This window comes from Streptomyces sp. NBC_00377, from assembly GCF_036075115.1.
GTDB lineage: Bacteria > Actinomycetota > Actinomycetes > Streptomycetales > Streptomycetaceae > Streptomyces.
In genome coordinates this window covers 1,919,265-1,945,683 of the sequence record NZ_CP107958.1, presented here as the reverse complement: position 1 = coordinate 1,945,683, position 26,419 = coordinate 1,919,265, and the positions used below count along the sequence as shown (strand labels likewise).

Sequence of the window (26,419 nt, the reverse complement as noted above, 5' to 3'; positions counted from 1 at the left end):
TTCTACTTACTCCCTTAGTACGTCCGGGAACTCCGGCCCCGTTCAGCCACAGGTGGCACATGACGGAGTCTTGACCATCGGCGGCGCCCGCATCGGCGAGGCACCTCCGAACCGGCTCAGCTCAGGTCGCGCGCCAGGGCCTCGATGGGATGCAGCCCCTTGCCGAACCGCATGATCGCCTCCCGGTTGGTCCGCAGCTCGCCGTAGGGCAGATACCGCACCTTCAGGTCCGCGACCCGGCTGAACGCGGGCCGCCGGATCTGGGCGCGGACCTCGGCCTCGCGCGCGTCCGGCGCGACGAGATACATGCCGTGCGCGGCGTCCGGGTCGCCGCTGAGCGCCAGGTCGAGCATGCGCACGATGCCGGAGTAGATGGATGTGGTGTGTTCCACCTCGAAGGCCGCGGCCACCTTGCCCTCCGGCTCCAGCCACAGCACGTCGATGAGACTGATCGCCTCGCCCGCAGGCCCCTTCGCCAGCTCCGACGGAAGTTTGATGAGACACCCGTCCGCGAGCCGCCGGCCCTCGTGCTGGCGGTTGCGGTCGTTGGCGGCGATCCAGACCTGGAAGCCCAGTGCCCTGCCGAGGTCACGCAGCCACGCCTGCACCTCGGTGTGCGACACGTCCTGCCGCTCGGCCTCCGCCCGGACCTTCTCGGCCTTCGCATCCGAACGGACCTGCTCCAGGTCCGCTTGCCAGGCGGCACGGGCCGCCGCCGTGTCCTCGTCGCCGCGCGGCGGTGCGACGTAACGGCCGGAGCCCAGATCGAAGAGCAGTCCGGCGACCGCGCCCAGATCGTTGGAGAGCAGATTGCGGTGGGTTGCGTTGATCGCCAGGATCCCCTCGCGCATCGCGAGGTACTCGTCCCACTTCCCGAGCTTGACCCTCGCGCCGGTCAGGGCGTTGTAGCCGTTGACGATGGCCGTGTTGAAGGGTGAGGCGATGGTGGGGTGCAGGAAATACAGCAGGTTCGCCGCCGCCGGGCCGAGCCCCTTGATGCCCTGCCCGGCCAGTGTGCGTATCGCACCCAGGACCTGTGCCTCGGTGGTGCAGCACCGGCACGTCTCCAGCATCCGGGCGAACGCGAGCTGGTTCTCCCGGTCCTCGTAGATGTCGGGGATGCGCAGCTTCGGCTTCCACAGGAAGGCGTGGTCGGCGCCCTTGAACATCTGGCGCTGCTCCGCGATCGAGCCGACGACGGTCTCCAGCGACGATCCCTTGTAGGCGACCCCGAAGGTGTCCGCCTCGATCTCCCGTACGACCTGCTCGATCCCGCGCCGGATGGACCGGAAGTTCTTCGTACGCTCCTCCCACAGGAACCACGTGCGGTAGGTGCTGCCGGGGTCGTCCCGCCACCGGCGAATGAGGGCACCGACAGCCTCGTGGTCCAGGCTGAGCACGGCGGACGAAGCGGAGGAAGAGGGAGAGATCGTCACAACAGAGCATTGTGGCACCGGACTTCACGATGCGTCTCGCAGCGGTACGACAACTCAGGAAGCGAGCGGCGCGAGTTGGGTGAAGGTCCTGCCGCTGTCGCGTGACTCGTACACGCCGGTCATCGTCGCGGCGAGGATGTGGTCGGCGTCGACGGCGGTCAGTGCCTGGGGCTGCCCGCCGGGCACGGTGGTGAGCTGCTTCCAGCTCTTGCCGCCGTCCCCGCTGCCGCTCAGCTTCCCGGATGTGTCGATGCCGAACAGGGACTTCTCGGCGGGCCAGGACACAAACGCCTGGACCTGCCCGGAGCCCTCGCCGAATGTCCGGCCCCCGTCGGTGCTGGTGACGACGCCCTCCGCCGTCGTCGCCAGCAGCGTGTCTCCGCCGGGGTTCACCGCGAGGTCAAGGGCTTCCAGCGTCGCCCGGTCGTCCCAGCTCTTCAGGTCATCACTGACCCGGATCCGCCCGCCCTCGTACCCGTAGACGATGCCCTTGGCCGATTCCAGGGAATGGAAGTCGGCCTTTCCGGAGAGCGACCAGGACGTCCACTTGTGGCCCGCGTCGTGGGTCTCGACCAGGCCGAGATTGCCTGGGCGGCCGCTGCCCGGTGCGCCGTGTCCGCTGGCGATGAAGGTGTTCTTGCCCGTCACGGTGAAGCCCATGAAGTCGTCCCGGCGGTCGCCGACGAGCTTCGGCTTCTCGCCCTCGGTGACCGTGTACAGGCCGCTGTGGGTCGCGATATACACCCGGCCGTCGGCCGGATCGACGCCCAGCCCGTGCACATGCGAGAGCGCCTCCGCCGTTGCCGCCGCAGTCTCGCCCGTGTCGGACGATCCGCCCCCGCAGGCGGCGAGAACGAGTGAAGCGAATGCGGTTCCCGCAGTGGCGAGCAGGGCGCGGGGGATGGGGCGGGATGTCACAGAAGTTCCTTGAAAAGTATGGGAGTTGACGCTCAGGGCCTGCTTGCGGCATAGAAGGGCATATAGCTCACCTGGGTGATCTCGATGTTCTTGCCGGTGCGCGGGGCGTGGATGGCCTTGCCGTTGCCGATGTACATGCCGTTGTGCTGGCTGTCGTTGTACCAGTAAATGATGTCGCCGGGCTGCAGGTCGGCCTGGGACACCTTGCGGCCGGCGTCGTACATCTGCTTGACAGTGCGGGGCAGGGAGACGCCCGCCGAGCGCCAGGCCGCGCCCACCAGGCCCGAGCAGTCGTAGGAGTTGGGGCCGGTCGAACCCCACTCGTACGGTTTGCCGAGCTGGGCGTACGCGAACTCGATGGCGGTCTTCGCCCGACCGCTGGCCGGGCCGTTGTACGAGGCAGGCGCGTCGCTGGTACCCGCGGCGACGTCGTCGCGTTCCTGGTCAGCCTCCATCTTGGCGCGCTGCGCGGCGGTCAGGCTGTTCAGGAGCTTCCGCGCCTTGGTCAGCTTGGCCGTGACCTGGTCCTTCTTCTCTTTGGCCTTCGTGCGCGCCTCTTGCAGGGACCTCAACTGCTCGGCTGCGGCCGCGCGTTCTTGGGCGAGCTCACGCTGCTTGCTCTCCAGTGCCCGCAGCGCGGAGGCCTGCCGGTCACTGGTGCGGCCCAGGGCCTCGGCCTTCCCCAGATAGTCGTCCGGGTCACTGGAGAGGAACAGCTGCACGCTCGGATCGACGGCGCCGGTGCGGTACTGCTCCGCCGCCAAGGGACCTATCTTCTCGCGCAGCTCGTTGATCTCCTGCTGCTTGCGGGCCAGCCGGTCCTGGGCGCTGTCGACCTCGTCCTGCAGCTTCTGCTGCTTCTCCAGGACGCCGTTGTACTCCTCGGTGGGGGCCTCGGCCTCCTCGTAGAGCTTCTCCACCTGCTTGCGCACCTCGTCCACCGAGGGGTTCGGCGCCGCCTGGCTCTGCGTCGGCAGGAGGCTGACCGCGCCGGCCGCCATCCCGAGCGTGGCGATCCGGGCACGGCTGGGGGGCTTCGGCCGACGGTGCGTTCCCATCGCGGGGTGACTCCTTAGCGCGTCTGTGGACCGAGCGACGGGTGGTGGCCGTCGGGTCGGTGCCGCGGCAACGGCCGGGGCAAGCGAGTCAGAACTTAGTAGCTTCGTAGATGACATCGCAAGCGAATCCGAATCACAGGAGCCCCACCAGGAGGCACTCAGCCGAGTCCGGGCGGGCAGGCGACCAGGAGCGGCAGCAGCGGTACCGCCAGCGCCACGGCCGCGACCGAGCCCCACAGGGCGGGGTGCGGGGCCTTGCGCGGACCGAGGACCCGCTTCAGGCGGATCAGCGCGTTCGGGCCGCCCGCCGCCAGCGCGCCCTTCGGTGCGCGGGCCGCGGCCATCTCGTACATCGCGGTGGCCAGAGCCTCATGGGAATGGCTGCGCAGCGCGCGGTCGTCCGCGATCATCTCCAGTAGCAGTGCCGTCTGCTCCCGCGCGTGGCGGGCCAGTGGGGCCCACCGGAAGACCGAGTGGAATGCTTCCGCGGCGGCCAGGACCAGATGGTGCCGACCCGCGATGTGAGCCTGCTCATGCTCCAGCACGGCACCGAGTTGCTCCGGGGTCAGCTGACGTACGGCCGCGTCGCTGATCACGATCCGGGCGTGACGGCCGGGCAGGCAGTAGGCGGCGGGGGTGTCGTACGGCAGCACGGTGGCGCACAGCCGGGCCGAGCGGCGGCCGACCAGGTCCACGGCTTCCCGGTGCTCCGCGCGCGCCCGGTGGGCGCGAATGACGTGAAAGGCGAAGCTGGCGACGAGAGCGATCCCGATCACGGCAGGGACACCGACTGCCAGGCGGTCCGCCATGTCCGGGTCGGGCTGCCCCGCGCCGACGGCCAGCCCGCAGGTGTGCAGCAGACCCACCAGCCCCGCGTGCAGGTGCTCCGTCGGCATGGCCAGGCTGGCGGCGGAGAGCGCGACGCCGATCGAGAACGAGACCGCCAGCGCGTGCCAGACCGCCGCCGCCAGCGCCGGGGCCCGGTGCGGCCAGCCGCTGCGCAGCAGCAGTCGCGGAGCCACGAAACCCACTGCCGTCGTGTAGCCGACCAGTGCCGGGGCCGCGTTCACGACTCCGCCTTTGCCTGCCGATTCACGTTCCGCAGTGCCTTGCGCAGGGCGGCCACCTCTTCCTCGGACATGTTCTCGACGAAGTGGACCAGCGCGGTCGAGCGGTCCTTGCTCTCCCCCAAACCGTCCTCCATCAGCGCGGCGGCGTACGCCTCACGGCTGCGGACCGGCGAGTACAGCCAGGCCCGGCCGTGCTTGCCACGCAGCAGCCAGCCCTTGCCGTACAGGATGTTGGTGACGGTCATCACCGTGGTGTACGCGACGGGGCGAACCTTATTGATGTCATCCACTACCTCGCGCACCGTCGCCGGACGGTTCCACGTCCAGAGACGATCCATGATCTCTGCCTCAAGATCCCCCAGCCGCCGCATGGCCCCGACTCCTTTTCGCCACCGAATACGCAAGGCCATAGTAGACGCCCGCTCTATGAGGCCACTGGGGTAAAGGCGGGGAGTCACAGGGTCCGGTCGAGCTGGCGGCCCGCCTCGTCGCTGCAATACCCTGGGCGGGTATCCGTTCCCAGTGTCTACTCCAGTGTCGCCCGAGAAGCAAGAGGCCGATGACCATGCCTAGGATGAGGCCGTGACGCGCCTCGGACAGCTCATGCGACCGCACTCGATGGTGCGGTCCTGTGGGTTGCTCGTGTGCGCGTTGCTCCTGGGCCTGCTTGGCATGCATGGGCTCGGCCCGATGCCCGGGGTCACCGCCAGCTCGTCCGCGCACGAGCAGATGGCCGTGGTTGCGCACACGGATGTGACGGCGTCCATGCCGGGTGAATGCGATCACGGCGGAGGCGGTTGTACGGGCCACACGGACCACGCGGATCCGGCGTGCGCCTCCGCGTCCGTCGCAGGGACTCCCCTGGTGGTGCCGGTGCTCCTGCCCGACGCCGTGGCCCGTGCCGCGTCACAGGCGCTTACGTCGTCGGCCGGCAGCGGCCCCGACGGCGGCCGCGCCCCGCCCTCACTCTCCGAGCTCCAGCTCCTGCGGATCTAGAGCGGCCCGCGCCTCGCCGCCCGCTCACGCGCGTGGGGCGAGGAGCTTCGGCATGCCATTCACCAGATCCGAGCACAGGAGTTCAACCATGACTGCACGCCGCAAGATCGTCCGTCGTACCGCCCTCGCCGTCACCGCCGGTGCGGCCACCCTCGTGCTGGCCGCCTGTAGCAGCGGCGGTGGCGGTCATGACATGGGGTCGATGAACTCCGACTCCAGCCCGTCCGCGACCGCCTCGGCCAAGGCCGGGGACCACAACGGTCAGGATGTCTCCTTCGCCACGGAGATGATCCAGCACCACCGTCAGGCCGTGGAGATGGCCGAGCTGGCCGCCGACCGTGCCTCCTCGCAGGACGTCAAGGACCTCGCCACGAAGATCAAGGGCGCGCAGGACCCGGAGATCAAGACGATGTCCGGCTGGCTCACCTCGTGGGGCGAGGAGGTCCCCGCGGACATGTCCGGCATGGAGGGCCACGACATGTCCTCCGGCATGCCCGGCATGATGAGCAGCGAGGACATGGACAAGCTGGAGAAGGCGTCCGGCACCGAGTTCGACAAGATGTTCCTCGAGATGATGGTCGAGCACCACACGGGTGCCGTCGAGATGGCCAAGACGGAGAAGGCTGACGGCAAGTACGGCCCGGCCACGAAGCTGGCGGATGACGTGATCTCGGCTCAGACCGCCGAGATCGAGGAAATGAACAAGATGCTCGGCAAGAGCTGACGCATCGCCAGGAGACGGTGTGGCCGACGGCGCGGATCGCCGTCGACCGCACCGTTTTCCATGTCCCCGCAGGAGGTCGACCGGACCGTTTGCTTTCGGTGAAGTGACCAGCGTTTCCACGGGCTTGCGCCTACCGGGTGGCGCCGGTGTCGGCATGTGGCTTGTTCACACACCGTTCCCCATGCCCGGAATGCCAAGGCCGTCGCGCCAGGTTAGGATCACGGCGTGATTACGTCCTGGTCTCCCTCCGTCACGCGACGGAGCCGCTCATCAGCGGTTCTGTGGCGCGTGCTGGGACTGGGCCTGTTCCTCTTCGGCCTGCTGTATACGCATGCTGTCAGCCCCGATGCGACGGTGAGTCACCTCGTGACCGAAGGGGGCGTCTCGTCCTCCGGTACCTATTTCGAGCCCACTGCCGAAGGCGAAAGCGTTGCGAGTGCCACTGTGGCGCAGCCTGCGGAGGGGCGCCCAGCCGACCACCACGACGGCCATGGGCAGCAGCACACCGGCGAGGACTGCGCGCTGGGACAACCTCCGCAGGGCCCCGCCGTGGCCCTGCCCTGCCTGTCGCCGCTGCACTCGGAGACCGGTGACAACGGTGCTGCGCCCCGGCCGGCGCACTCCCGCCACTCCGCAGCACGGGACGCCGCGGCCCCGATAGCGCATGCGGCGGACTCAGCGGTTCTTCGTATCTAGGTCAGGCTTCCCGGACCGGTTGACGTCGCAGGGGTTCCCGGACTCGGCTCAAGGCCGTGACCGTCCCTCCCCTCCGCGGCCGGTCCACGGCGTCTGACCTCCTGCGCATGGCGTTCCACAGTGCGGCGCGGGGATGGTCGACGACTTCTCCCCTAACCCCCCACTGATCTCTGTCCCCGCCGAGCGTGTTCCGGCGAGGGCAGCAGCCGCGCGGAGGACGTGTGCCGCCTACCCCTGTCACTGCCAGCGCCCATTTCACCTGGGCCCGTTCGCTCCGCAGGAGCCGACTTGCCCGGAGCACGCTCTATGCCCTGCTGTTCATGCTGCTGGCGTGCCTCGGTGACCGGCTCCACGGGCCGGATCAGCCTTCCGATCGCTTAGCCGTCGCGTCGAGTGAAGCTCCCCGCCCCGAGGGGAACTCCGAGGGTGAGGTCCTCGACGCATCCGAGTCCCCGGACAGTTGCCTTGGCGCCCGCTCCGGGGCCGTCGCACGCCCGCAGTCCTCGGCTCGTATCCCGCCGCCCGCCCTCACCACTGCGGCTGCCACGGGCACGACGGACAGTTCCTCGACCGAACTCTCCGATGCCGTGCGAAGACTGCCGCAGTGCGGCAGTCGGTCCGCTCTCACCACCACGTGCCGGTGGCGCATATAGATGCCGTCCCGCAGGTCGGCCCCGGCCGACCTGCCGCGCGTCCCGCCCTGGGGCTTGGGCGCCGCGCGAGATGAGCATCCGCATGCGTCGATACCGAACGAGAGCGAAGAACATGCACTCCCTGACCACGAGTGACTTCACCCCCGCCGGCTCCACCCTCCAAGGGCTCGTCGGCAACACCCCCGTCCTGCGCGTCTCCCAGCCCTTCACCCCGGCCGACCGCGGGTTCTGGGCCAAGCTGGAGGGCTTCAACCCCGGCGGAATCAAGGACCGTCCGGCCCTGCACATGGTCGAACGAGCACGGTCTCGCGATGAGTTGCAGCCCGGCCGGCCGATCATCGAGTCGACCAGCGGGACACTCGGACTCGGCCTCGCCTTGGCCGGAATGGTGTACGGCCACCCCGTCACGCTCGTCACCGACCCGGGCCTCGAACCGTCGATGAACCGTTTGCTCGCCGCCTACGGAGCGACCGTCGACATGGTGACCGAGCCGCACCCGACCGGCGGCTGGCAGGAGGCGCGCCGCGAGCGTGTCGCCGAGCTGCTGGCTCAGAGCCCCGGCGCCTGGTGCCCCGACCAGTACAGCAACCCCGACAACGTCGCCGCCTACACCCCGCTCGCCCTCGAACTCGCCTCCCAGCTGGGCCACATCGACGTCCTCGTCTGCAGCGTCGGCACCGGAGGCCACTCAGCCGGCATCTCGCGCGTGCTGCGCCAGCTGTACCCCGGCATGCGGCTCGTGGGCGTCGACACCGTCGGCTCGACCATCTTCGGCCAACCCGCCCGGCCTCGCCTCATGCGTGGTCTCGGCTCCAGCATCTACCCGCGCAACGTGGCGTACGAGAACTTCAGCGAGGTGCACTGGGTGGCACCCGGCGAATCGGTGTGGGCCTGCAGGCAGTTGGCCGCCTCGCACTACGCCACGGGCGGCTGGAGCGTCGGCGCGGTCGCACTCGTGGCCGGCTGGCTCGCCCGCACAAGCCCCTTGAGCAAGCGCATCGTGGCGATCTTCCCGGACGGGCCGCAGCGTTATCTGGAGACCGTGTACGACGACCAATACTGTGCCGAGCACGGGTTGTCGGACGTGACACCAGCGCCCGAACCGGAGGTCGTCGGGCGCCCCGACGAGAAGGAGGTCACCCGCTGGACCCGCTGCACGGCGGTGAGCGACCCGCTCTCCCTGATGGCAGAGACGGCCGGTGCGGAGGGCGGCGCCAAGTGAAGGCGATGCTCACGCAGATCCGCTCCTACGAGCGGAGCGTCCAGCTGCTTCTGCTGAACCAGTTCACCATCAACCTCGGCTTCTACATGCTGATGCCGTACCTGGCCGCCCACCTGTCCGGCACCCTCGGCCTGGCGGGCTGGCTGGTCGGGCTTGTGCTAGGCGTACGGAACTTCAGCCAGCAGGGCATGTTCCTCGTCGGGGGCACCCTCGCCGACCGGTTCGGCTACAAGCCGCTGATCGTCGCCGGATGCGTACTGCGCACCGTCGGCTTCGCCGCGCTCGGTCTGGTCGACTCGGTCCCGGCGCTGCTGGCCGCGTCGGCGGCTACTGGCTTCGCGGGCGCGTTGTTCAACCCGGCCGTCCGGGCGTATCTCGCGGCCGACGCGGGGGAGCGGCGGGTCGAGGCCTTCGCGCTGTTCAACGTCTTCTACCAGGCGGGGATCCTGCTGGGACCGCTGGTGGGGATGCTGCTGACCGGCTTCGACTTCCGGATCACCTGCCTGGTCTCAGCGGCCATCTTCGCGCTGCTGAGCGTCGTACAGATCCGCTCACTGCCGGCCCGCCGGGCGGACCAGGCCACGGCCACGGACGCGGGGGAGCGGGAGAGTGTGCTGACGCAGTGGCGGGGCATCCTGCGCAACCGCGCGTTCCTGCTGTTCGCGACGGCGATGATCGGCTCGTACGTCCTGTCCTTCCAGGTCTATCTGGCGCTTCCGCTGGAGGTCCGACGCCTGGGCGGCGACGGCGAGTTCGGTACGGCGGCCGTGGCGCTGCTGTTCGCCGCCTCCGGTCTGTCCACGATCTTCGGCCAGACCCGGGTGACGGCGTGGTGCAAGGCGCGGTGCGAGCCCGGACAGGCCCTGGCGTGGGGGCTGTTGAGCATGGGGCTCGCGTTCGTGCCGCTGCTCGCGTCGACGGCCGTGCCCGTACCGGATGAGGGAATCGGGCGCTGGCTGCTTGCCGCCGTACCGCCGACCCTGGCCGCGTTGCTGCTGGCGCTCGGCACGATGATCGCGTACCCCTTCGAGATGGACACCATTGTCCGGCTCTCCGGCGGCCGTCTCGTCGCCACCCACTACGGGCTGTACAACACCATCTGCGGTATCGGCATCACGCTGGGTAACCTGCTCACCGGCGTGGCTCTCGACGCCGCCCGGTCGGCCGGCATGTCCGCGCTGCCCTGGCTGGCGCTGCTCGCCCTCGGACTGGCCTGTGCCGGGTCCCTCTACGGACTGCACCGCAGCGGCCGCCTGACGCGCACGATCGCTGAGCCGGAACCGGCCGTGGCCTGACCGGGCTGTCCTTGCGGTCGGACGAGCGGCCCGATGCCTTCTCGCTCGACCGCGGGGCAGCTCGCCTGTCGCTCTCTTGTGGTACATGAATTCCTGAATTCAGGAATTCATGTACCGTCGATGGTGTGCTGACTATCGCCTCCGACGTCGAAGCCCTGGCCCGCTTCGGCCGTGCCCTCGCCGACCCGATCCGCTGTCGGATCCTGCTCGCCCTCCGAGAAGCGCCGGCGCATCCGGCGGACCTGGCCGAACGGCTTGAGGTCTCCCGCACCCGGCTGTCGAACCACCTCGCCTGCCTACGCGACTGCGGCATCGTCGTCGCCGTCCCCGAAGGACGCCGTGTGCGTTACGAGCTGGCAGACGCCCGGCTCGGCCACGCCCTGGACGACCTGCGCGGAGCGGTCCTCGCCGTCGAGGCCGACCGCACCTGCGTGGACGCGGAGGAGAAGGGCTGCTGCTGATGGCGACCTCAATGTCCCTGGGGCCGGCACCGGCCCGCCGCGCCCAACTGGCCCGGCGCATACGCCTGCTGGTCGCCGCGACCATCACCTACAACGTCATCGAGGCGATCGTCGCCATCACCGCGGGCACCCTCGCCTCTTCGACCGCACTGATCGGCTTCGGCCTGGACTCCGTCATTGAGGTCTCCTCGGCGGCAGCTGTCGCCTGGCAGTTCTCCGCCGCCGACCATGCTGCACGCGACGCCCGGGAGAAGACGGCGCTGCGCGTCATTGCCCTGTCGTTCTTCGCCCTCGCCGCCTACGTGACCGTCGATTCCGTCCGTGCCCTAGCCGGAACCGGCGAGGCCGAGCACTCCACGCCGGGCATCGTGCTGGCTGCCCTCTCCCTGATGGTCATGCCGTTCCTCTCCGCCGCCCAGCGCCGCGCCGGACGCGAACTCGGCTCCGCCTCGGCGGTCGCCGACTCGAAACAGACCCTGCTGTGCACCTACCTGTCCGCCGTACTCCTCGTCGGCCTGCTCGCCAACTCTCTGCTCGGCTGGAGCTGGGCCGACCCGATTGCCGCCTTCGTGATAGCCGCCGTCGCGCTCAAGGAGGGGCGGGAGGCATGGCGCGGCGACGCCTGCTGTGCGGTACCGGTCGACGGGATCGCTGGTGAAGCCGTGGAGAAGGACGGGGGCGGCTGCGGGCCGGGGTGTTCGTGCTGCACTCAGGCGAAGTAGGCGAGCTGCTGGTGCGTGGCTGAGCCGGAGTGGCACTGGTCCTGTACGAGTTCCGGCGGCACCTCTCTCCGGAGGACGGGCCGCCGTCGTCGTCCACGACATGAAGCGAGGCGGCAGCCGGGTCCGTGGACTGGCGCCACCCCGCTTCTGGCATGACGGGCATTCGGATCAGCGGGGTGCCGCCCCGCGCTCCTTGAGCATGTCCGCCATGAGTTGCGTCTCCGACTGCTGGGCCTCGACCATGCCCTGGGCCAGTTTCTGCTCCTGCGGGACCGTGCACTGTTCGGCGCAGGCGCGGGCCATGGTGACACCGCCCATGTGGTGGTCGGTCAGCAACTGGAGGTAGAGGATCTCGGCCTGCTTGCCGCCGGCCTTGCGGAGCTGGTCGATTTCGCTGTTGGTGGCCATACCGGGCATGAGGGAGCCGTCCTCCACCTGATGGCCCATGTGGGCGTCGCCCTTCATCCAAGCCATGTAGCCGTCGGTGGACGTCTTCGGCAGGCCCCAGAGGTCGAGCCAGCCCAGCAGCATGCCGCGCTGGTTGGCCTGGGTCTGCGCGATGTCGTACGCGAGACGGCGCACGTCCTCGTGGTCCGTACCGTCGCGGACGATGAAGGACATCTCGACGGCCTGCTGGTGGTGGACGGCCATGTCGCGGGCGAAGCCCGCGTCGGCGGAGGCGGCCGTCGGCACCTCGGAGGTGGCCTCGTCGCCAGGAACCACGAACCAGAGGATCAGGCCGAGGGCAGCCAGGGACGCGGCCACGACGACCCACGGGACCGTGGAGGAGCTGCGGGTGGGTGCGGCCTCGGAGTCCGTCACGGCGTGTGCTGCCACCGTGGTGGCCCTCATGAGGCGGTCAGTCCGCCCGTGCAGGCGGCGCCCGGCTCCGGGGTCTGCGCGCCCTGGACGTACTTGGTGAGGAACTGCTCGACCCTGGGGTCGGAGGCCTTGTTCACGCTGAGCTGGACTCCCCAGGCCGACAGCGTGATCGTCCCGGACTGGGTCTTGTCCGGGCTCAGCAGGGTGTAGGGCGTCTTGGAGACCTTGTCGCTCAGCGTCTTGACGTCTGCGGCGGTGGCCTTGTCGTTGTACGTGACCCAAACCGCGCCGTGCTCCATGGAGTGCACGGCGTTCACGTTGGCGATGGCCTTGGTGTAGACGGTGCCGTCGCAGGTCATCCAAGCCTGGTTGTGGTCGCCGCCGACCGGCGGGTTCACCGGGTACTTGACGGTGCCGGTGACGTGGTTGCGGCCGAGCTTCTTGGCGTTCCAGGTCTTCTCGCCCTGGACGGGCTTCTTGGCCGCGGCGGCTTTCTGGTCCTGCTTCTCGTTGGCGTCGTTGATGGCCCAGGCGCCCCAGCCGACCAGCCCGGCGACGATGACCGAGCTGATCGTGATGGTGATGATGCGGTTGCGCCGGTCACGAGCCTTCTCGGCGCGGCGCATCTCCTCTATGCGGGCACGGCGGTCTGCGGTGGCCTTCTTCTTGCTGGTCTTGCTCATGGCTGTGGTGTCCTCGTCCTCGCCGTACGGCGGTGAGTGCAGGTGTGGGTGGATGTCGGAGCGCGTGTGGCACGGTCCGACTCAGGTCCGTTGCACCTGGAGGACGTGGAGATCGGGAGCGCGGTCGGTCGGCGGGGACGGAGTGGCCCGCGAGCATGCCGTCGGCGGCCTCGGCAGGCCCGGCGCCCGGGGCAGGACTGCAGGCAGTGGCTGGGCGGGTGTGGCGAGTACGGCTCGTACGCCTTCGGTGGCCGGTCCGCAGCACACGTCACCAGGAGGGCAGCCGGCCGGGTGTGTGGTCGCGGTCGTGTGGTGACCGTCCGAGGTGTCCATCGCGATCGGTGGGGCGGACATGGTGTTCATGGCGGTGGCGGTCGGGGTGCCGCCGTGCCCATGGGTCACGTCCCCGAGGCCCATCACCAGGACGGCAAGCAGTACCGCCAGGGCGGGGCACAGCACGGCGAGCCGCGTGGTCCGGTCCGCGGCCCTGAGCATGTGCTGTCTTGAGGTCCCCATCACCAGTGATTTTAGGCGGTCCCTGTGGCCAGGCTGTCACCTTCGCCCGGACACTCAGTGGTCCCTACGGTGGTCATTGGTTTTGTCCAGCCATTCGTAGGGTTGGGACATCCGAGGGGCGTGAGGTGTGGCTTTCAGTGGTCTGGCGACTGTGGCTTCCCATGGCTGGCCGCCTCGCGCCCCGCGGCGATTCGGTCGCTGATTGGGATCTGCGAACAGATCGCTGAGTCAGGAGCTGCCGACGAGGGCGTCTGTGGTCGCCGACTCCCAGACCCTGCTGTGTACCTACCTGTCCGCCGGGCTGCTGGTCAGACAGCTGGCCAACCGTCTGTTCAGACGGTCCTGGGCCGACCCCGTTGCCGCATTGGCGATCGCCGCCGTCGCGGTAAAGGAGGGCCGCGACGCCTGGCAAGGCGAGGGCTGCTGTGGTCCGTCGGCCCCCTTCGCGCCCACTGATACAGCGGTTGACACCTGCGGCTGCCAGCCCGGTTGCACCTGCTCCTGAACCACATCCCCGACCGCCGCCGCATGCAGCGGTCGCCTCCGGCCCGGCCGGGCGGCAACCTGGCGGCACACATCGCCCGCGCCGACGCGCACACCGCCGTGGACCACCCCGATCAAGACGCACGCGGCCTTGGCGCCATCGAACGCCTCGCCGCCGTCACACCTGCCGAGCTCGCCGCCTGAGCCCACCGGCCCCGCATGGAAAAATCGGCGTCGGCGACAGACACAGCCCCAGCAGCAGCTTCTGCGGGAGAGGCCATGCACCACAACGACGGCGACCTCGCCGCCAACCAGCAGGACCACTGGCAACGCACCTACGCCGGACATCCCGCCATGTACGGCGAGGAGCCCTCCGCTGCGGCCGTTCACGCCGCCACGGTCTTCCACGCGCACAGCGCCCAAGACGTGCTGGAGCTGGGCGCGGGCCACGGTCGCGACGCCCTGCACTTCGCCCGCGAGGGCTTTACCGTCCAGGCCACCGACTTCAGCGACACGGGCCTTGAACAGCTGAATGGGGCCACACGGGCCCAGGACGTCACCGAGCGCGTCACCACCGCGGTGCACGACGTCCGCGAAGCACTGCCGCTGCCCGACGCCTGCGTCGACGGCGTCTTCGCGCACATGCTGCTGTGCATGGCCCTGTCCACGAAGGAGACACCGTCCGCCACACTGGCGACGCCCATTACGGTGCCGGCACCGCGCACGGCGATGACATCTACGAACACGGCGGCTTCGCCGTGCACTTCTTCCCCCGTCACCTCGTCGACTCCCTTGCCGAGGGCTGGACCCTCAACGAGGTCCACGCCTTCGAGGAAGGCGAACTGCCACGGCGCCTGTGGCGAGTCACCCAGACACGTCCCCAATGACCGCCATGACCGCGCCATGCTGCCGATGCACGGATGAGTTCGCAAACTGTCGGCCTCACCCCCGGCCCCTGACGCCAACACCCGCCTCGGGATAGACGAAGGTTCGGGTGACGAGGTGGTTGGGCGCGGTCAGGGTCTCGTGCAGGATGCGGCCGGTCTCGTCGAGGGTGAGGTCGAGTTGGGTGTGCTCGGCGGGATAGGCGAGGGCGAGGCGGCGGTGGCCGCTCTCGTCCGGCAGGCGGGTCAGGACGGGCGCGGTGCCACTGCCGTACGGCTCCGAGGCGAGGAACTCCTTCCCGGTGAGCGGGAGCTGCCTGAGATCGCCGAGGCCGCGGACGGTGTTGCTGGTCACCAGCTCGTGCAGGGTGAAGCGCGGCACCTGCTTCATCGCCGAGACAGTCTCGCGCAGGAGGCTCGCGTCCGGGCGGGGCGGCCAGGTGACGGCCAGGCCCGCGCGGCCGCCGGCCCATTCCTCGCCCGCGGAGGCGGTCAGCGTCAGACGGCTGGTGCCCTTTCGCCAGGTGACGGGGGTGTAGAAGCAGCCGGTGCCGCAGCCGCGCAGCTTCAGGGCCCGCCGGGTGCCGCCCGGATCGGCGAGGGTGGCCTTCAGGCCGTACGACTGCTTCTCGCCGCCGCTGATCTGCGGCGCGGTGAGGTCGATGACCAGCTGACCGGCCGCGGCGCGGGCGCTGACGCCGATCTCCCCGGCACGCGTGCCCGCGGGGACCACCGGACCTTCGAGCGGCGGTGCGAAGGGGAGGGAGCGGTTGGCGTCGGCGGGTACGGACAGCACGGTGAGGGTGGCGGAGAAGGCGAGGACCACGGCGAGCATGCCGTTCTCCGCACGGGCCGGGCGCTTCGGTGACCCCGTTCCGCCGCGTCGCAGACGATGGCGAGCGGCCAGTGCGAACACGGCGACGACCGCGACCAGGCCGGTCTTCACCAACAGGACCTGCCCGTACGTTGTCGTGGTCAGGTCGTCCAGCGGAACCAGGAGCAGCGCGGAGATCAGCCCGGTGACGACGACGACGGCGAACAGCCAGGCGGCGAGTCGGGCATAGGGGAGAAACAGCCCGCGAACGGGGGGCCGCTCGCCACGCCACGCGACCAGCGTGCGCAGCACGTACAGCAGGGTCCCGGCCCACAGCGCGGCGGCCGTGAGGTGGACGAACGTCAACAGCGGGCCCGCAACGGCCTGTTCGGCCTGCGGGTGGGCCCGGAGCGCCTCGGCGATCAGAACGGCGGCGAGCGGAAGCAGCGCCCAGGCCCGGCGGCGCACCAGTACGGCCACTGCGGCGAGGCCGAAGCCCGCGACCTCGACCAGGGACAGCACCCCGGGGCGCGAGCCGGTCAGGGAGGAGAGCGATCCGTCCCCGAGTTGCAGCCCGGCCAGCGCAAGAGCGGAGGCCGTACCCACGAGCGCGCCCGGCAGTGCCCATGAACGGGGGCGATGGGCGGGCGTGTCGGGCACGCGAGCTGTGAGGCGTCGGCCTGTCCACTCGCCGAGTACGACGGCGAGGGCCGCGAAAAGCAGCCAGCGCAGGACCGTGGTGGGGGTGGCGTCCTTGGCGGCGGTGGTCTGGCCGGAGGCAAGGGCGAGAGTGCGGGGGCCGACGGCGAAGCGGTAGCTGCCGGTCATGATGTCGCCGTCGCGGGCGGTGACTTGCCAGTCGACGGTGTGCACGCCCTCCGTCAGGATGGTGCGGACGGGGACGGTGACCGCTTGGTCGGCCCGGCTGAGCGTGGCGGTGCCGAGGCGGGCCGAGGGTTCCAGGCGTACCGACGTTCCGCGCAGGCTGACCGGCTGGTCGAAGACCAGGACCAGTGACTTCGGCGAATCCGCCACCGTGGCGTCCGCGGCCGGGCCGGTGAAGAGCAGGGTGGCGTGCGCGGAGGCGGGGGCGGCGGTGCCGAGCAGCACGGCCAGAACCAGCAGGACGAAGGAACCGATCGCGACGGCGGAGCGCCGGACCGTCGGAGCACAAGAGGTCACCTGACGAGGATCTCCGGTCCTTCCGCGCGCCGAGCAGGCGGGGTGGTCTCGTCGCGCAGGTGCAGGAGTTCCGCGCGGGCGGCGCGCAGTTCTTCCTGCAGCCCGGCGGCGTCGGGTGTGCCGTGGCAGGAGCGGTTCCTGACCATCGGGCGTGTACAGCACCACCAGGTCAGGGCGGCGGCGACCGCCGTCGCGGCGAGCGGGAGCCAGATGCCGGTCACGCCGGACGGTCCTGCGGGGTGGTGTCCTGCGGCATCCGCTCATCGCGCAGGGCGTCGATCTCCTTGCGGAGGCGCACGAGCTCCTGGCGGTCCGCGGTGGAGTCGGTCTGCGCACCGTGCTTGGGGCGCATCATGAGCCACATCATCAGGCCCATGCCGATGGGGCAGGCGAGGGCGGGGAGGATGTAGAGCAGGTTTTCCACGGCGGGACTCCTTGTCTGGTCAGGTCTGGGGGAGGCGGCTCAGCTCGCGGCGCACGGGCGGAGGCGATCACCTTCGACCTTACTTACTAAGGAGATTAGGTCGTGGGAGATGACTACGTCCAGTGGCGATTCCTCGGGAACCGTCAGCGCATCGTTGTGACCTGCGTGGTCGGTGTGCCCTCCGGGCAGTAGTTCAACTGGGTCGCGGCTGCCGCGGGTCCTCCGACGATCAGCAGCGGAGCGGCGAGTACGGCCGCCGCCGTCAGTGAACCTGCCGCGATACGCAGGCGGCCGAGGGGGCGGTGCGGTTCGATGAGGCGGCGCACCCGCCGGGCGGCGGTAGAGCCACCGGCGGCGAGAGCGACGGCTGGAGCGCGCCCGCCGGCGACCGCCAGAAGTGCGGCGGCGGTGGTCAGGCGCCCGGAGCGGGCGGCGGCCACGTCGTCGGCGCGCATCTCCACCAGTCGTGCGATCTCGCCCTCGGCGATACGGAACAGAGGGACCTGGGGGAAGGCGCGGGCCAGCGCCTGCGCCCAGGCCAGCACAGCGTCGTGGCGTTCAGACTGGTGAGCGCGCTCGTGAGCGAGGACGGCCACAAGCTGGTCGTCGCCGAGAGTGCGCAGAGCGCCGGTGGTGATCACGGTGCGTCGGTGGCGGCCGGGCAGGCAGTACGCGGCGGGTTCCTCGTGATCGAGGACGACCACGCCGCGGGCGGTGTCCGGCCGCCCGACCAAGTCGAGGACCTCGCGGTGCGCGCGCCGCTCGCGGCGGATCCGCAGAACCGCCTGCCCAACGCACCAGGCCGTACGCCCCAGCACCGCGAGGGCGAGTACGGCTCCGGCGGCGCCCGCGGCCGCGCCGCCAGGGGAGGCGTACTGTGCCGCCAGCGCCATCGCACACGCCTGGAGCAGCTCGGCGAGGTCGGCGCTGACGCGGACCGTGGGTACGGTCAACGCGAGACCGGCCAGGACTGCGGCGGTGAGCGCCGAGACGCCGAGCACCTGCCAGACCACGATGCCCAGGCGCGGGGCCCGCTCGGCCCAGTGCGCGCCGCGCAACAGTCGTGGAGCCAGCGTGCTCAGCAGGACGGCGTACGTGAAGAGAGCGGCAGCGACGATCATTCCGACGCCTCCCTGGCCACGGCCTGTCCGAGCAGACGGTGCAGTTCCTCGGCCTCGCTGGGCTGCATCTGCTGCACGAACCGGGCCAGCGTCGCGTGACGGTCCTCAGCCACGGACAGGGCCTCGTCCATCAGGCCGGCGACGTAGTCCTCGCGGCTTTTCGTTGCGTCGTAACGGAAGGCCCGCCCGTCCTTTTCCTTCGACAGCCAGCCTTTGCGGTAAAGGATCTCGGTGACTGTGTGCACGGTGTTGTATGCGGGCTCGGGATCGCGGCCGAGGCGCTCCAGTACCTCGCGGACACGCAGCGGTCGGCCCGCCGCCCACACCGCGTCCATGATCGCGGCCTCCAGCTCGCCGAACTGCGTCATTCGCCCTCCTCACGGTGCGACACACCAGGCATATCCTAAGCTGCCTAGGTGCCACTTTCGCCGTCGTGGCCCGACCGGAAGTGCCGTCAAGCCTCTCAGCCGCCCTTTTGATCATGCCGCCCGCAGCCGGCGTCGGGGCAGCGGTAGACCTCGCCTTTGCGTACGCCACAGACGCGCTAGACCCCGGCCCCAGGGGTCAGGTCAACAATGGACCTCGGCTGGGTCAGCCGGACTCACCGAACGTCCTCGACCGGGAGTCGCAGGCGAAGTTCGTAGCCGCCGGTGGGAGTGGGGCCGGCGGCGACTGTGCCGCCGAGGAGTTCGGCTCGTTGGCGCAGACCGATGAGGCCGTGGTGGGCGCCGGGCAGGGGGAGTGCGGGGCGGGTGGGGGCGGTGTTGGTGATGGTGGCGTGGACAGTGCCGTCTTTATGCTGGAGGCTGATGGTCGCTGTGGCGCCGGGTGCGTGTTTGCGCACGTTGGTCAGGGCTTCCTGGATGGTGCGGTAGACGGCGCGCTGCACAGGCGGCGGGATTCCGTCCGGCAGGTCGGTCCGCAGCTCGGTGTCGATGCCGCTGGAGTCGACCAGGCGTTGGAGGTCGTCGAGGGACGGCTGAGGGGTCAGTTCTGTGGGGCCGCTGCCTGCAGCGCGCAGAACGCTGACCATGTGCCGCAGTTCATCCAGGGTTTGCACGCTGAGTTTCCGGATCGTGTTCGCGGCTTCCTCCGTCTCCGGATCACGGCTGGCGACCTGCAGCGATCCGGCGCGTACGGCGATCAGGCTGACCTGGTGGGAGACGACATCGTGCATCTCCCGGGCGAGTTGCGTGCGCTCCTGAGCCAGAACCTTGTGAGCCAACAGAAGGCGTTCGTGCTCGCGTGCCTCGGATATCTCGGTGAGCCGCAGCGACAACTCTCTCCGGGCCTGCACCAGTTGGCCCAGGAAGACCGGCGCGGTCGCCGTCGCCAGGCTGTAGGTGACCGTGACCAGGTCCGAGGAGTCCGAAAGATGGGTGAACTCCGGCTCCGGCCACGACCACGCCGTAGTGTCGCCGACTGTGAACACCAGGGCACAGACGGCCAGCAGAACTCGATGACGGGTATGGGAGGCCAGCGTGTACAGCGCCGCCAGCGTGGCGAAGACGGCGTCCGTGACCAGGGTGGTTGGCAGGGTGAGGAGAAATGTCACCAGCGGTAGATGGCGGCGCAGGGCGAGGGCGAAGGCGGCGAGAAGGGCACAGGCGAGGGCTGACCGGTCCTCCGTGTCCACATGGACTCCCACGTCCAGCAGCGAGACCGCCACGAGCATCACATCGAGGAGTGGGCCCGGTAGGCCACGGGGCCTCATCCGCTTTCCTCCCTGAGCAGGCCGGCGCGTTCGGCGAGCAGGGCGGCCTGGACTCGGCTGCTCACCTCCATTTTGGTGAGGAGGGCGCTGACGTGATCTTTGACCGTGCCCATGCTCAGGTGCATTCGGCGTCCGATGTCGGTGTTGGACAGTCCGTCGGCGATGAGGAGCAGGACAGCGCGTTCGCGGTCGGTGAGCCGGTTGACGAGGCGGGCGGCGGCTTCCTGGGGTCCACGCGCCAGGTAGCCGTTGACGACGGTGCGAGTGACCTGAGACGACAGGACCACGTCGTCGTGGGCCAAGGTGCGCACCAGATCCGGAAGTTGCCGGGGATCGGTGTCCTTGAGCAGGAAACCGGCGGCACCCGAACGCAGCGCGGCCGCCACGTACTCGTCCATGTCGAACGTGGTGAGCATTGCCACCACGGGCGGCTGCCTCAGTCGGCGCAACTCGGCCAGGACGGTCAGTCCGTCCACGTCCGGCATCCGGATGTCCAGGAGCACGACGGCGGGGCGTAACTCCCGTACGGCGCGGACCGCTTGACCGCCGGACACCGCGGCCACCACCTCGATATCGTCCGCGGCGTTGAGGATGTGCGTAAAGCCCGTCCGGACGAGAGCTTCGTCGTCGACTACCAGTACTCGGATCATCTGCGCTCCTCCCCTGGGACCGCTGCCCGATTCCTACCACGCTCGACTTCGGCCCGGGGGTTCTCGGCGCCGCTTCCCTCCACCCGGCCGGGTGACTCCAGCCGCTCGGCGGGGGTGGTTCCGGCCGCCCGCCGGATGGGTTGTGGCCCGCGTCCTCCCGACCCTGGAGTCCATGACACAAGACACGACGCCGGCCGTGTTCGGCATCTCCGTCAAGACGGATCGACCTTCCGCTGACTCTCATACGCCGTCAACGGGGCGACTGGTGGGACTCGACCTGGCGCGGGGACTGGCCGTCTTCGGCATGTACGCCGCCCACGTCGGCCCCGAGCCCACGGTAGGCGGACCGCTGGGCTTCGTGCTGGAGTTGGCACGCGGCCGCTCCTCCGCGCTGTTCGCTCTGCTCGCAGGGTTCACGCTCGTACTGATCACCGGTCGTCCGCACCCGCGGACCGGGCGTGCCGGCCGGCAGGCGGTGGTCAGGATGGTCATCCGTGCCGTCGTCCTGATCGCGATGGGCTATGCCCTGACCGCTCTGGGCACCGACATCGACGTGATTCTCTCCTTCTACGGGCTCATCTTCCTGGCAGTCCTCCCGCTGTACCGGCTGCGGGCCCGCACCCTCGCGCTCGTCGCCGCGGCGGGTGCGCTCGTCATGCCGCTGGTGCTGTACCTGGTGCGCCGGGCGATCGACGGGGGAAGCTGGGCGGACACCGTCATCGCCTGGGATCCGCTGGCCCGGGTCAGTGACACCGACGGCCTCATGGAGCTGTTGTTCACCGGTGAGTACCCCGTCCTCACCTGGATGCCCTTCATGATTGCGGGAATGGCAGTGGCCCGGCTCGACCTTGCTCGGGCCGGCATCCGCGCCCGCCTGGCCCTCACCGGTGCGGCCTTGGCCGTACTCGGTTACGGCGGCTCGTGGCTGGCCCTGCACCTCGTCCCGAACGCACTCACGACCGTCGCCGGCGCCACGGACGGCGGTTCGGCCTCCTCGGCCTGGTGGTCCGACACCGTCGGTGACCTCAGTGACAACACACCGGTCGCGTGGCTGCTGGTGGGCGCGCCGCACAGCCAGACGACCTTCTCGATCATCGGCAACACGGGAGTCTCCCTGCTCGTCGTGGCCGTCTGCGTCACCATCACAGCCCGGATGCCGCGACTCACCCGCTGGGCCACCCCTGTCGCAGCCGTCGGCATGGTCGCGCTGACGGCCTACGTCCTGCACATCATCGCCATCCGCGCCGTCGGTATGGAGGAGGAGACCGTGCCGGCGCTGGCCGCGCTGCTCGGCTTCATCGCGGTCGCCATGCTGCTGGCGACCGCATGGACGCGACGGTTCCGCCGTGGCCCCCTGGAGTACTTGCTCCATGTCACCACACGGGCTGCTCGATACATCAAGTGACCTCAGTGGTAAGGGTTCTCACCACGAGCAGCTTGTGACAGATGTTCAGTCCATAGGGTGGGCGGCTGCGGCGCGGGGTCGTGGTGTCGCCGGGAGCCGACTCGGCACTTCACACAACCTCGTCAATGCTCCCGTCCGCCTCCTATGGGCCTGAGTGCATCTGACTGCTGACATCACCGACATCGAGGCGGTCGTCTGCCTCCAACGTCGAATACACGACGAGGCGCTGAACGAACAAGCCAACCGCCAATGCCAGCACCAGGCGGAGGAACTGCATTGAAGCGCTCTGGGATCGGTGGAGGTCCATCAGACCCGGAGCGGTTCACCTGGCAGGGAGGCTGACCACGAAGCGTGCGCCTGGTGCGTGCCCCGGGTCGTGTGTCACCTCGCCGCCGGCGGAGCGTGCCAGGGGAAGTCCCAGGCCGACTCCGCTGTGTCCGTCGTCCGTGTCCGCCCGTTGACCGGGCTCGAAGAGCTGTCCGGCGAACCGGGGCGGTACGCCGGGCCCGTCGTCGACGTGTATCAATCGCTCGGGCAGCCACCAGGCCACTGCGCACAGGCACACGCCCAGCCAGCCGAGGGCGAACAGCCAGCCGCCGACGACATGGCAGGGGCCGATGTGGCGAAGTGGCGTCGGACAGTGTGGGAGTAAAGCTGTTCGGGCACCCGGTGCGGCGCTGAGCCTTGGGCAGCGAGGGAGCCCAGCGGCAATTGGTCTGGCTGCCCGCTCATGGCGCCTCTGCATGGGGCGGGGTGAGGTCGGGCGGGTAGCCCTTGGCGCGAAGCCGGTACCGCTCGACAACCAGGTTCTAGGGGATCTCGAAGCCGGCGGCCTGGGCGACTTTGAACCAGTCGTAGGCGGACTGGCTGGTCGCGTCGGCGTCCAGCAGCAGCGGGGGCAGGTCGAGGACGCGCGTTTCAGCGCCCCGAGCATCCGTTGGCACCGAAATCCACGGGATCACTGCTGTTGCAGGCTCTGGCCGTCGGGAACTCGTCGTAACTCACCGCCTTGCCCGAAACCCCGAGGCGGCGATCTTGTAATGCTCGGGGGAGGAGTTCCAGCCGGTGGGCCCGTGGCTGCTGTTCAGCGGGCTGCGCGGATCATCACGGTGAGGACGGGCGAGGCCACTGACGGCTGGCTCTGCCCGATGTCCTCGTACCCCCACGACTTGTAGAGCGCTTGGACCTTTCCGTCCCCAGCGGCCGGGTTGACCATGAGGGTGACGAAGGGCTCGTCGCGTGTGGCGAGCAGGGCGTCGTGGATAAGCCGGGCAGTGCCGGTCTTCCGCCAAGCTGGCCGGACGCCGATCTCCTTCAGGGCAACGGCCGGTCGATGGGTGTACTTCTCCGCCGGGGCCGGGCTGGTGCGCTGCCAGTACCGGTCGCCGTGCTCGATGGTGTTGCCGTAGGCGTAGCCGACCGGATGCCCGCTCGCGTATGCGAGGACAGCCGCGAAACCCGGCTCGGTGCCGTGTCGGTCCAGGCGTTCGCCGAATGCGGTGACCGCGTAGTTCGGCAGGTGGAGGAGCGGGGCGCGCACTTCGGCGTACACGTCGAGGAGGTCGCCGCGGGCGGTGTCGAGGGTGGTGAACGTGCGCAGTTCGATGGCGGGAGCCGTGGTCATGCGGCCATCCTCCAGGTGGCGGCGTGCTGGGTCCAGGTCTGCACGCTGGAGCTGCCCGGCGCGGTGGCGCGCAGCGCGGACCCGAACTCCTGCAGCATGCGCGTGACCCGGGCGTGCTGGGTAGCGGCCTCGGCGGGGACCTTCATCGCGGTGAGTGTGGCGGCTTCGGGGGCACCCTGGGCGAGCTGAGCGTGCGCGAGCCGGGTCGTGGTGATGGCCCGGGACCGGACCATGTGGGGCCGGAGGGCGGACAGACAACGGTGGGCGTGGTACTCGGCGGTCGAATAGTCTCCGAGCGCCAAGTGCGCTGACAGGGCCAGGGAGTCCAGTTCTGCCTGGTCGTAGAAGGCGAGCATCCACATCGGTCGGTAGTCAGCGGGGTCGGCGCGCAGCATGGCGTCCTGTGCCTGCTCGAAGGCCCGGCGGGTGCCGGTGCTGTCCTGCGCCGCGCCGTGGATGGCGCCCTGGCGGGCCAGGCCGAGGGAGGCGAACAGAGGGTCTCGGCGGGTGAGGTGCAGGTTGCGGGCGACGTCGTTGGCGGCGAACGCGTCCGCGGGACGGCCCATGTGGCGGTACATGGTGCCTGCGTGGCTCCAGATGCGGAACTTGATCGCCTGGTCGCCGGACATCTCGGCGAGGGCCTGGGCCTCACGCATGTGCGCCTTGGCGATGTCGTAGCGCCGGCCGTCGATGGCGGCCCACATCGCTGAGGAACGGAACGCCGCTGCGGAGGCGTAGAGGCTGCTGCGTACCCGTTGGCTGGCGCTGCCCGCGTTCTGGAGATTCAGGGCCTCGTCGGCGAGAGCGGCGGCACGCTGCTCGATGCCGAGTTGTCCGCCATGGCGGTGGTCGCTGGCGATGACCTCGGCGAAGCGCTTCTGTAGGCGGTCGACGTCGCTCATGCCGATGCGGCGCTGGGATGCGGTGCCGGGAGCGGCGGCGGCCGCGGCGGCGGCCGCGGCGGTAGCCGCCGCGATCCCGCCGACGAGGGTACGGCGCTTCATGTCGGGGTCCTCCTGCTGCGATGGGGCTGGGGCGGACGGAGTCCGGCCCCGTGGCACGAACCCTAGAGCGATGGCGGGCAGGCCGCTGACGTCCTCAAGTGCCTTGCGAGTAGCCGATTTGGGCCACGTGACCCGGCCTGCTTTCCAGTCCCGGACCGATGAACCGTCGAGGCCGCCATGTCTCCCGGTCAGATCCTCTAAGGCCCTGTTCACAGCGTCAGCCAGGCTGTTGGAGCTGTAGCCGTGTTCGGCCATCCACGCCTCAAGAACGGTGTTGCGCGTGGTGTCCATGTCCGCACGGTAGCCCTCACCTCCCCTGACCCGCCAGGCAAAGAGAAGGTCAAATCATCCTAGGTCCTTCCGGCAGACGGACGGCTGATCGCCCTAATCACCTTGCGCGGGAGGGGAGTTGTCTTGTTGTCGGTCGCCCGCCACGCCCACCGTGCGGGCGGCTGTTGACGGCCCGGCCCGCCCCTGAGGTTCCCCCGCGGGGGTGGGCCGGGCGCCGAGACGACGCGAAGGCTCAACCCCAATGACGAGTCTCATGAAGCCAGTTCAGGCCGCCATCACCGGCCAGCCCGCCTACAGCCAGACCTTCCCGTGCGAGCCGTCCACGGCCAAAATCGGCCGCGAGCTCGTCCGTGACGTCCTCGGCGTATGGCACCTCGACAACCTTGCCGACGTCGCCGCGCTGATCATCTCGGAGCTGATCGCGAACGCCGTCAGGCACACCCCGTGCGACTCGATCCGCCTGATTATTGGGCGGCCGAGCGCGACGCGGGTGCGCGTGGGGGTCGTGGACCGGGCGCCATCGCGCAAGCCGGTGCTCGGGCAGGTCGGGGAAGACGGCGAGTCAGGCCGTGGCCTGCTCCTGATCGATGGCATCGCCGACCGCTGGGGCTATGACCTGTATGGCTCGGACGAGCGCCCACGGTGCAAAGAGGTCTGGGCCGAACTCTTCATGAAGGGCGACGAGTGAAGCCGGCCGTGGCTACCCCGCCCATGCCGGACGTCGCCCGCCTCCGTCCTCGCCAGCAGATGGCCATGGAGTGCGCACGCTGTGCCCGGTATCTGGGAGCGAGCGGCGAGATCTTGGGCGATGTACGTCATCGGGGCCTGCTGTTCCGGCTCTGGGTGTGCGGGCCCACCTGCCGGTCGCCCACCCCTGGACCGCGGACGGGAGCTCAAACGTGACCCCTCGCGTGCATGAGCACTGGGTCACGGGTGACTGCTGGCTCGGGTGCGAGCGCACCGGAGTTCCCGTGATCTGGCTCGGCCCACTGCAGTGGGACGGGCAGCACGCCCCGGTCCACGCCTGCAGGCCGTGCCTCGACCGGCTCAAGGCTCAGGCGCTCGCCTACTTCATGGAGCGGCGGCCCGCTGCCGTCTGACCAGACTCCCGCCTCCGGCCGTGCGGACTGTGCCGTATGGCCGGAGGCGGGCACCACCGCACAACAACATCCCAACCACCCAGAGGAGTTGGCATGACACGCAGCACCGTAGTACCGAGCAGTACTCATGTGAGCCAGCAGACCCCGAGGACGTCTGACGGATTCGACCTGGACGTGTCCCTCGTCGAGGTCGCCGATCCCGCAGGTCTGGTCAACCTGACCGACGACAACTGCGGAACCACCTGCGGCGCCTGCACCACCAACGTCGCCTGACCCGAGGCTTCACGTCGCTCCGGGCTGGTGCCGCCGCGCCCTGTGGCGTGGCGGCACCAGCCGCCCGTCCCTCACCTACGGAGGTAGTGGTGGCTGCTCCGCGCCCAGCGTTCCGAACCGGCACGACCGCTCTCGTACGAGCCGTTGCCCGGCCGACACTGCCGTGTCCTCCGCTTCC

Annotated in this window: 30 protein-coding genes and 1 pseudogene; 12 read left to right on the top strand and 19 right to left on the bottom strand. The window is 69.6% G+C overall.

The genetic code is table 11. The features are described 5' to 3' along the window. Positions 1-116: 116 nt before the first annotated feature. The 5 genes from OHS71_RS08625 to OHS71_RS08605 all read right to left on the bottom strand — a co-directional run bounded on the left by OHS71_RS08625 (position 117) and on the right by OHS71_RS08605 (position 4,853). Positions 117-1,436 carry a type II restriction endonuclease gene (locus tag OHS71_RS08625; RefSeq protein WP_328478475.1) on the bottom strand — a complete coding sequence of 440 codons (1,320 nt, stop codon included), beginning with the start codon at positions 1,434-1,436 and terminating at the stop codon, positions 117-119. Between the two features lie 54 nt (positions 1,437-1,490). Next, entirely contained in the window at positions 1,491-2,354 is an 864-nt protein-coding gene (locus tag OHS71_RS08620; RefSeq protein ID WP_328478474.1) for a F510_1955 family glycosylhydrolase, read from the bottom strand. A gap of 32 nt (positions 2,355-2,386) precedes the next feature. After that, on the bottom strand, positions 2,387-3,412 hold the full coding sequence (locus OHS71_RS08615) for a C40 family peptidase (RefSeq protein WP_328478472.1): 1,026 nt from the start codon (positions 3,410-3,412) through the stop codon (positions 2,387-2,389). Positions 3,413-3,570: 158 nt separating this feature from the next. Continuing rightward, entirely contained in the window at positions 3,571-4,482 is a 912-nt protein-coding gene (locus OHS71_RS08610; RefSeq protein ID WP_328478470.1) for a M56 family metallopeptidase, read from the bottom strand. After that, on the bottom strand, positions 4,479-4,853 hold the full coding sequence (locus tag OHS71_RS08605; RefSeq protein WP_328478468.1) for a BlaI/MecI/CopY family transcriptional regulator: 375 nt from the start codon (positions 4,851-4,853) through the stop codon (positions 4,479-4,481). Before OHS71_RS08605 ends, OHS71_RS08610 begins: the two co-directional genes overlap by 4 nt. Before the next feature lie 232 nt (positions 4,854-5,085). Here OHS71_RS08605 and OHS71_RS08600 point away from each other — a divergent pair, with 232 nt between their 5' ends. The 6 genes from OHS71_RS08600 (at position 5,086) to OHS71_RS08575 (ending at position 11,251) form a co-directional block, all read left to right on the top strand. Beyond that, entirely contained in the window at positions 5,086-5,478 is a 393-nt protein-coding gene (locus OHS71_RS08600; RefSeq protein ID WP_328484446.1) for a DUF6153 family protein, read from the top strand. An 88-nt stretch (positions 5,479-5,566) separates the two neighbouring features. Next, on the top strand, positions 5,567-6,202 hold the full coding sequence (locus OHS71_RS08595) for a DUF305 domain-containing protein (RefSeq protein ID WP_328478466.1): 636 nt from the start codon (positions 5,567-5,569) through the stop codon (positions 6,200-6,202). A gap of 1,461 nt (positions 6,203-7,663) precedes the next feature. Beyond that, complete coding sequence (locus tag OHS71_RS08590) at positions 7,664-8,773, top strand: PLP-dependent cysteine synthase family protein (protein WP_328484445.1); 1,110 nt, start codon at positions 7,664-7,666, stop codon at positions 8,771-8,773. Positions 8,774-8,778: 5 nt separating this feature from the next. After that, positions 8,779-10,068, top strand: a complete 1,290-nt coding sequence (locus tag OHS71_RS08585) for an MFS transporter (protein ID WP_443046882.1) — start codon at positions 8,779-8,781, stop codon at positions 10,066-10,068. A 125-nt stretch (positions 10,069-10,193) separates the two neighbouring features. Beyond that, positions 10,194-10,529 (top strand): ArsR/SmtB family transcription factor, encoded by a 336-nt coding sequence (locus OHS71_RS08580; protein WP_328478462.1) that lies wholly within the window; start codon positions 10,194-10,196, stop codon positions 10,527-10,529. Beyond that, the gene (locus OHS71_RS08575; RefSeq protein WP_328478460.1) at positions 10,529-11,251 is read left to right on the top strand and encodes a cation transporter; all 723 of its coding nucleotides are present in this window, start codon (positions 10,529-10,531) and stop codon (positions 11,249-11,251) included. Before OHS71_RS08580 ends, OHS71_RS08575 begins: the two co-directional genes overlap by 1 nt. Positions 11,252-11,419: 168 nt before the next feature. On the opposite strand, the gene OHS71_RS08570 is transcribed toward OHS71_RS08575, so the two are convergent. The 3 genes from OHS71_RS08570 to OHS71_RS08560 all read right to left on the bottom strand — a co-directional run bounded on the left by OHS71_RS08570 (position 11,420) and on the right by OHS71_RS08560 (position 13,272). Next, positions 11,420-12,103: a DUF305 domain-containing protein gene (locus OHS71_RS08570; protein WP_328478458.1), complete on the bottom strand. Its 684-nt coding sequence runs from the start codon at positions 12,101-12,103 to the stop codon at positions 11,420-11,422. Then, positions 12,100-12,756: a DUF3105 domain-containing protein gene (locus OHS71_RS08565; RefSeq protein WP_328478456.1), complete on the bottom strand. Its 657-nt coding sequence runs from the start codon at positions 12,754-12,756 to the stop codon at positions 12,100-12,102. Before OHS71_RS08565 ends, OHS71_RS08570 begins: the two co-directional genes overlap by 4 nt. A gap of 81 nt (positions 12,757-12,837) precedes the next feature. Then, positions 12,838-13,272: a hypothetical protein gene (locus tag OHS71_RS08560; RefSeq protein ID WP_328478454.1), complete on the bottom strand. Its 435-nt coding sequence runs from the start codon at positions 13,270-13,272 to the stop codon at positions 12,838-12,840. Positions 13,273-13,800: 528 nt separating this feature from the next. On the opposite strand from OHS71_RS08560, the gene OHS71_RS08550 reads away from it, so the two are divergent. Together OHS71_RS08550 and OHS71_RS08545 are read left to right on the top strand one after the other, a co-directional pair. Continuing rightward, positions 13,801-13,959, top strand: coding sequence for a hypothetical protein (locus OHS71_RS08550; RefSeq protein ID WP_328478452.1), 159 nt, complete (start codon positions 13,801-13,803; stop codon positions 13,957-13,959). 75 nt (positions 13,960-14,034) lie between these two features. Next, positions 14,035-14,679 (top strand): class I SAM-dependent methyltransferase, encoded by a 645-nt coding sequence (locus OHS71_RS08545; RefSeq protein ID WP_328478450.1) that lies wholly within the window; start codon positions 14,035-14,037, stop codon positions 14,677-14,679. Between the two features lie 18 nt (positions 14,680-14,697). Here OHS71_RS08545 and OHS71_RS08540 read toward each other — a convergent pair whose 3' ends face one another. The 7 genes from OHS71_RS08540 to OHS71_RS08510 all read right to left on the bottom strand — a co-directional run bounded on the left by OHS71_RS08540 (position 14,698) and on the right by OHS71_RS08510 (position 20,544). Further along, the gene (locus tag OHS71_RS08540; protein ID WP_328478448.1) at positions 14,698-16,635 is read right to left on the bottom strand and encodes a copper resistance protein CopC; all 1,938 of its coding nucleotides are present in this window, start codon (positions 16,633-16,635) and stop codon (positions 14,698-14,700) included. Further along, positions 16,632-16,856: a hypothetical protein gene (locus tag OHS71_RS08535; protein ID WP_328478446.1), complete on the bottom strand. Its 225-nt coding sequence runs from the start codon at positions 16,854-16,856 to the stop codon at positions 16,632-16,634. The genes OHS71_RS08540 and OHS71_RS08535 overlap by 4 nt, the downstream gene beginning before the upstream one ends. Further along, complete coding sequence (locus OHS71_RS08530; protein WP_328478444.1) at positions 16,853-17,059, bottom strand: hypothetical protein; 207 nt, start codon at positions 17,057-17,059, stop codon at positions 16,853-16,855. The genes OHS71_RS08535 and OHS71_RS08530 overlap by 4 nt, the downstream gene beginning before the upstream one ends. 143 nt (positions 17,060-17,202) lie before the next feature. Further along, entirely contained in the window at positions 17,203-18,180 is a 978-nt protein-coding gene (locus OHS71_RS08525) for a M56 family metallopeptidase (RefSeq protein WP_328478442.1), read from the bottom strand. Then, complete coding sequence (locus OHS71_RS08520) at positions 18,177-18,548, bottom strand: BlaI/MecI/CopY family transcriptional regulator (protein ID WP_328478439.1); 372 nt, start codon at positions 18,546-18,548, stop codon at positions 18,177-18,179. Before OHS71_RS08520 ends, OHS71_RS08525 begins: the two co-directional genes overlap by 4 nt. A 233-nt stretch (positions 18,549-18,781) precedes the next feature. Beyond that, positions 18,782-19,894, bottom strand: a complete 1,113-nt coding sequence (locus OHS71_RS08515; RefSeq protein ID WP_328478437.1) for a sensor histidine kinase — start codon at positions 19,892-19,894, stop codon at positions 18,782-18,784. Further along, complete coding sequence (locus tag OHS71_RS08510) at positions 19,891-20,544, bottom strand: response regulator transcription factor (RefSeq protein ID WP_328478435.1); 654 nt, start codon at positions 20,542-20,544, stop codon at positions 19,891-19,893. Before OHS71_RS08510 ends, OHS71_RS08515 begins: the two co-directional genes overlap by 4 nt. A gap of 172 nt (positions 20,545-20,716) precedes the next feature. Here OHS71_RS08510 and OHS71_RS08505 point away from each other — a divergent pair, with 172 nt between their 5' ends. Further along, positions 20,717-21,949 (top strand): DUF418 domain-containing protein, encoded by a 1,233-nt coding sequence (locus tag OHS71_RS08505; RefSeq protein ID WP_443046881.1) that lies wholly within the window; start codon positions 20,717-20,719, stop codon positions 21,947-21,949. Between the two features lie 322 nt (positions 21,950-22,271). On the opposite strand, the pseudogene OHS71_RS08500 reads toward OHS71_RS08505, so the two are convergent. The 4 genes and pseudogenes from OHS71_RS08500 to OHS71_RS08485 all read right to left on the bottom strand — a co-directional run. After that, positions 22,272-22,466 (bottom strand): annotated as a pseudogene (locus OHS71_RS08500) (ATP-binding protein); the annotation flags it as partial. Positions 22,467-22,758: 292 nt separating this feature from the next. After that, positions 22,759-22,893, bottom strand: a complete 135-nt coding sequence (locus tag OHS71_RS08495) for a hypothetical protein (RefSeq protein WP_328478434.1) — start codon at positions 22,891-22,893, stop codon at positions 22,759-22,761. Positions 22,894-23,033: 140 nt separating this feature from the next. Continuing rightward, the gene (locus tag OHS71_RS08490) at positions 23,034-23,573 is read right to left on the bottom strand and encodes a GNAT family N-acetyltransferase (RefSeq protein WP_328478432.1); all 540 of its coding nucleotides are present in this window, start codon (positions 23,571-23,573) and stop codon (positions 23,034-23,036) included. After that, the gene (locus tag OHS71_RS08485) at positions 23,570-24,868 is read right to left on the bottom strand and encodes an XRE family transcriptional regulator (protein ID WP_328478430.1); all 1,299 of its coding nucleotides are present in this window, start codon (positions 24,866-24,868) and stop codon (positions 23,570-23,572) included. The genes OHS71_RS08490 and OHS71_RS08485 overlap by 4 nt, the downstream gene beginning before the upstream one ends. Positions 24,869-25,109: 241 nt before the next feature. Between OHS71_RS08485 and OHS71_RS08480 the strand changes: the two genes are divergently transcribed. The 3 genes from OHS71_RS08480 (at position 25,110) to OHS71_RS08470 (ending at position 26,241) form a co-directional block, all read left to right on the top strand. Further along, a complete protein-coding gene (locus OHS71_RS08480; RefSeq protein ID WP_328478428.1) occupies positions 25,110-25,556 on the top strand; it encodes an ATP-binding protein in 447 nt (148 codons plus the stop codon). A gap of 211 nt (positions 25,557-25,767) precedes the next feature. Beyond that, positions 25,768-25,968 (top strand): hypothetical protein, encoded by a 201-nt coding sequence (locus tag OHS71_RS08475; protein WP_443046880.1) that lies wholly within the window; start codon positions 25,768-25,770, stop codon positions 25,966-25,968. A gap of 93 nt (positions 25,969-26,061) precedes the next feature. Further along, positions 26,062-26,241 (top strand): FxLD family lanthipeptide, encoded by a 180-nt coding sequence (locus OHS71_RS08470; RefSeq protein ID WP_030661977.1) that lies wholly within the window; start codon positions 26,062-26,064, stop codon positions 26,239-26,241. Positions 26,242-26,419: the final 178 nt, after the last annotated feature.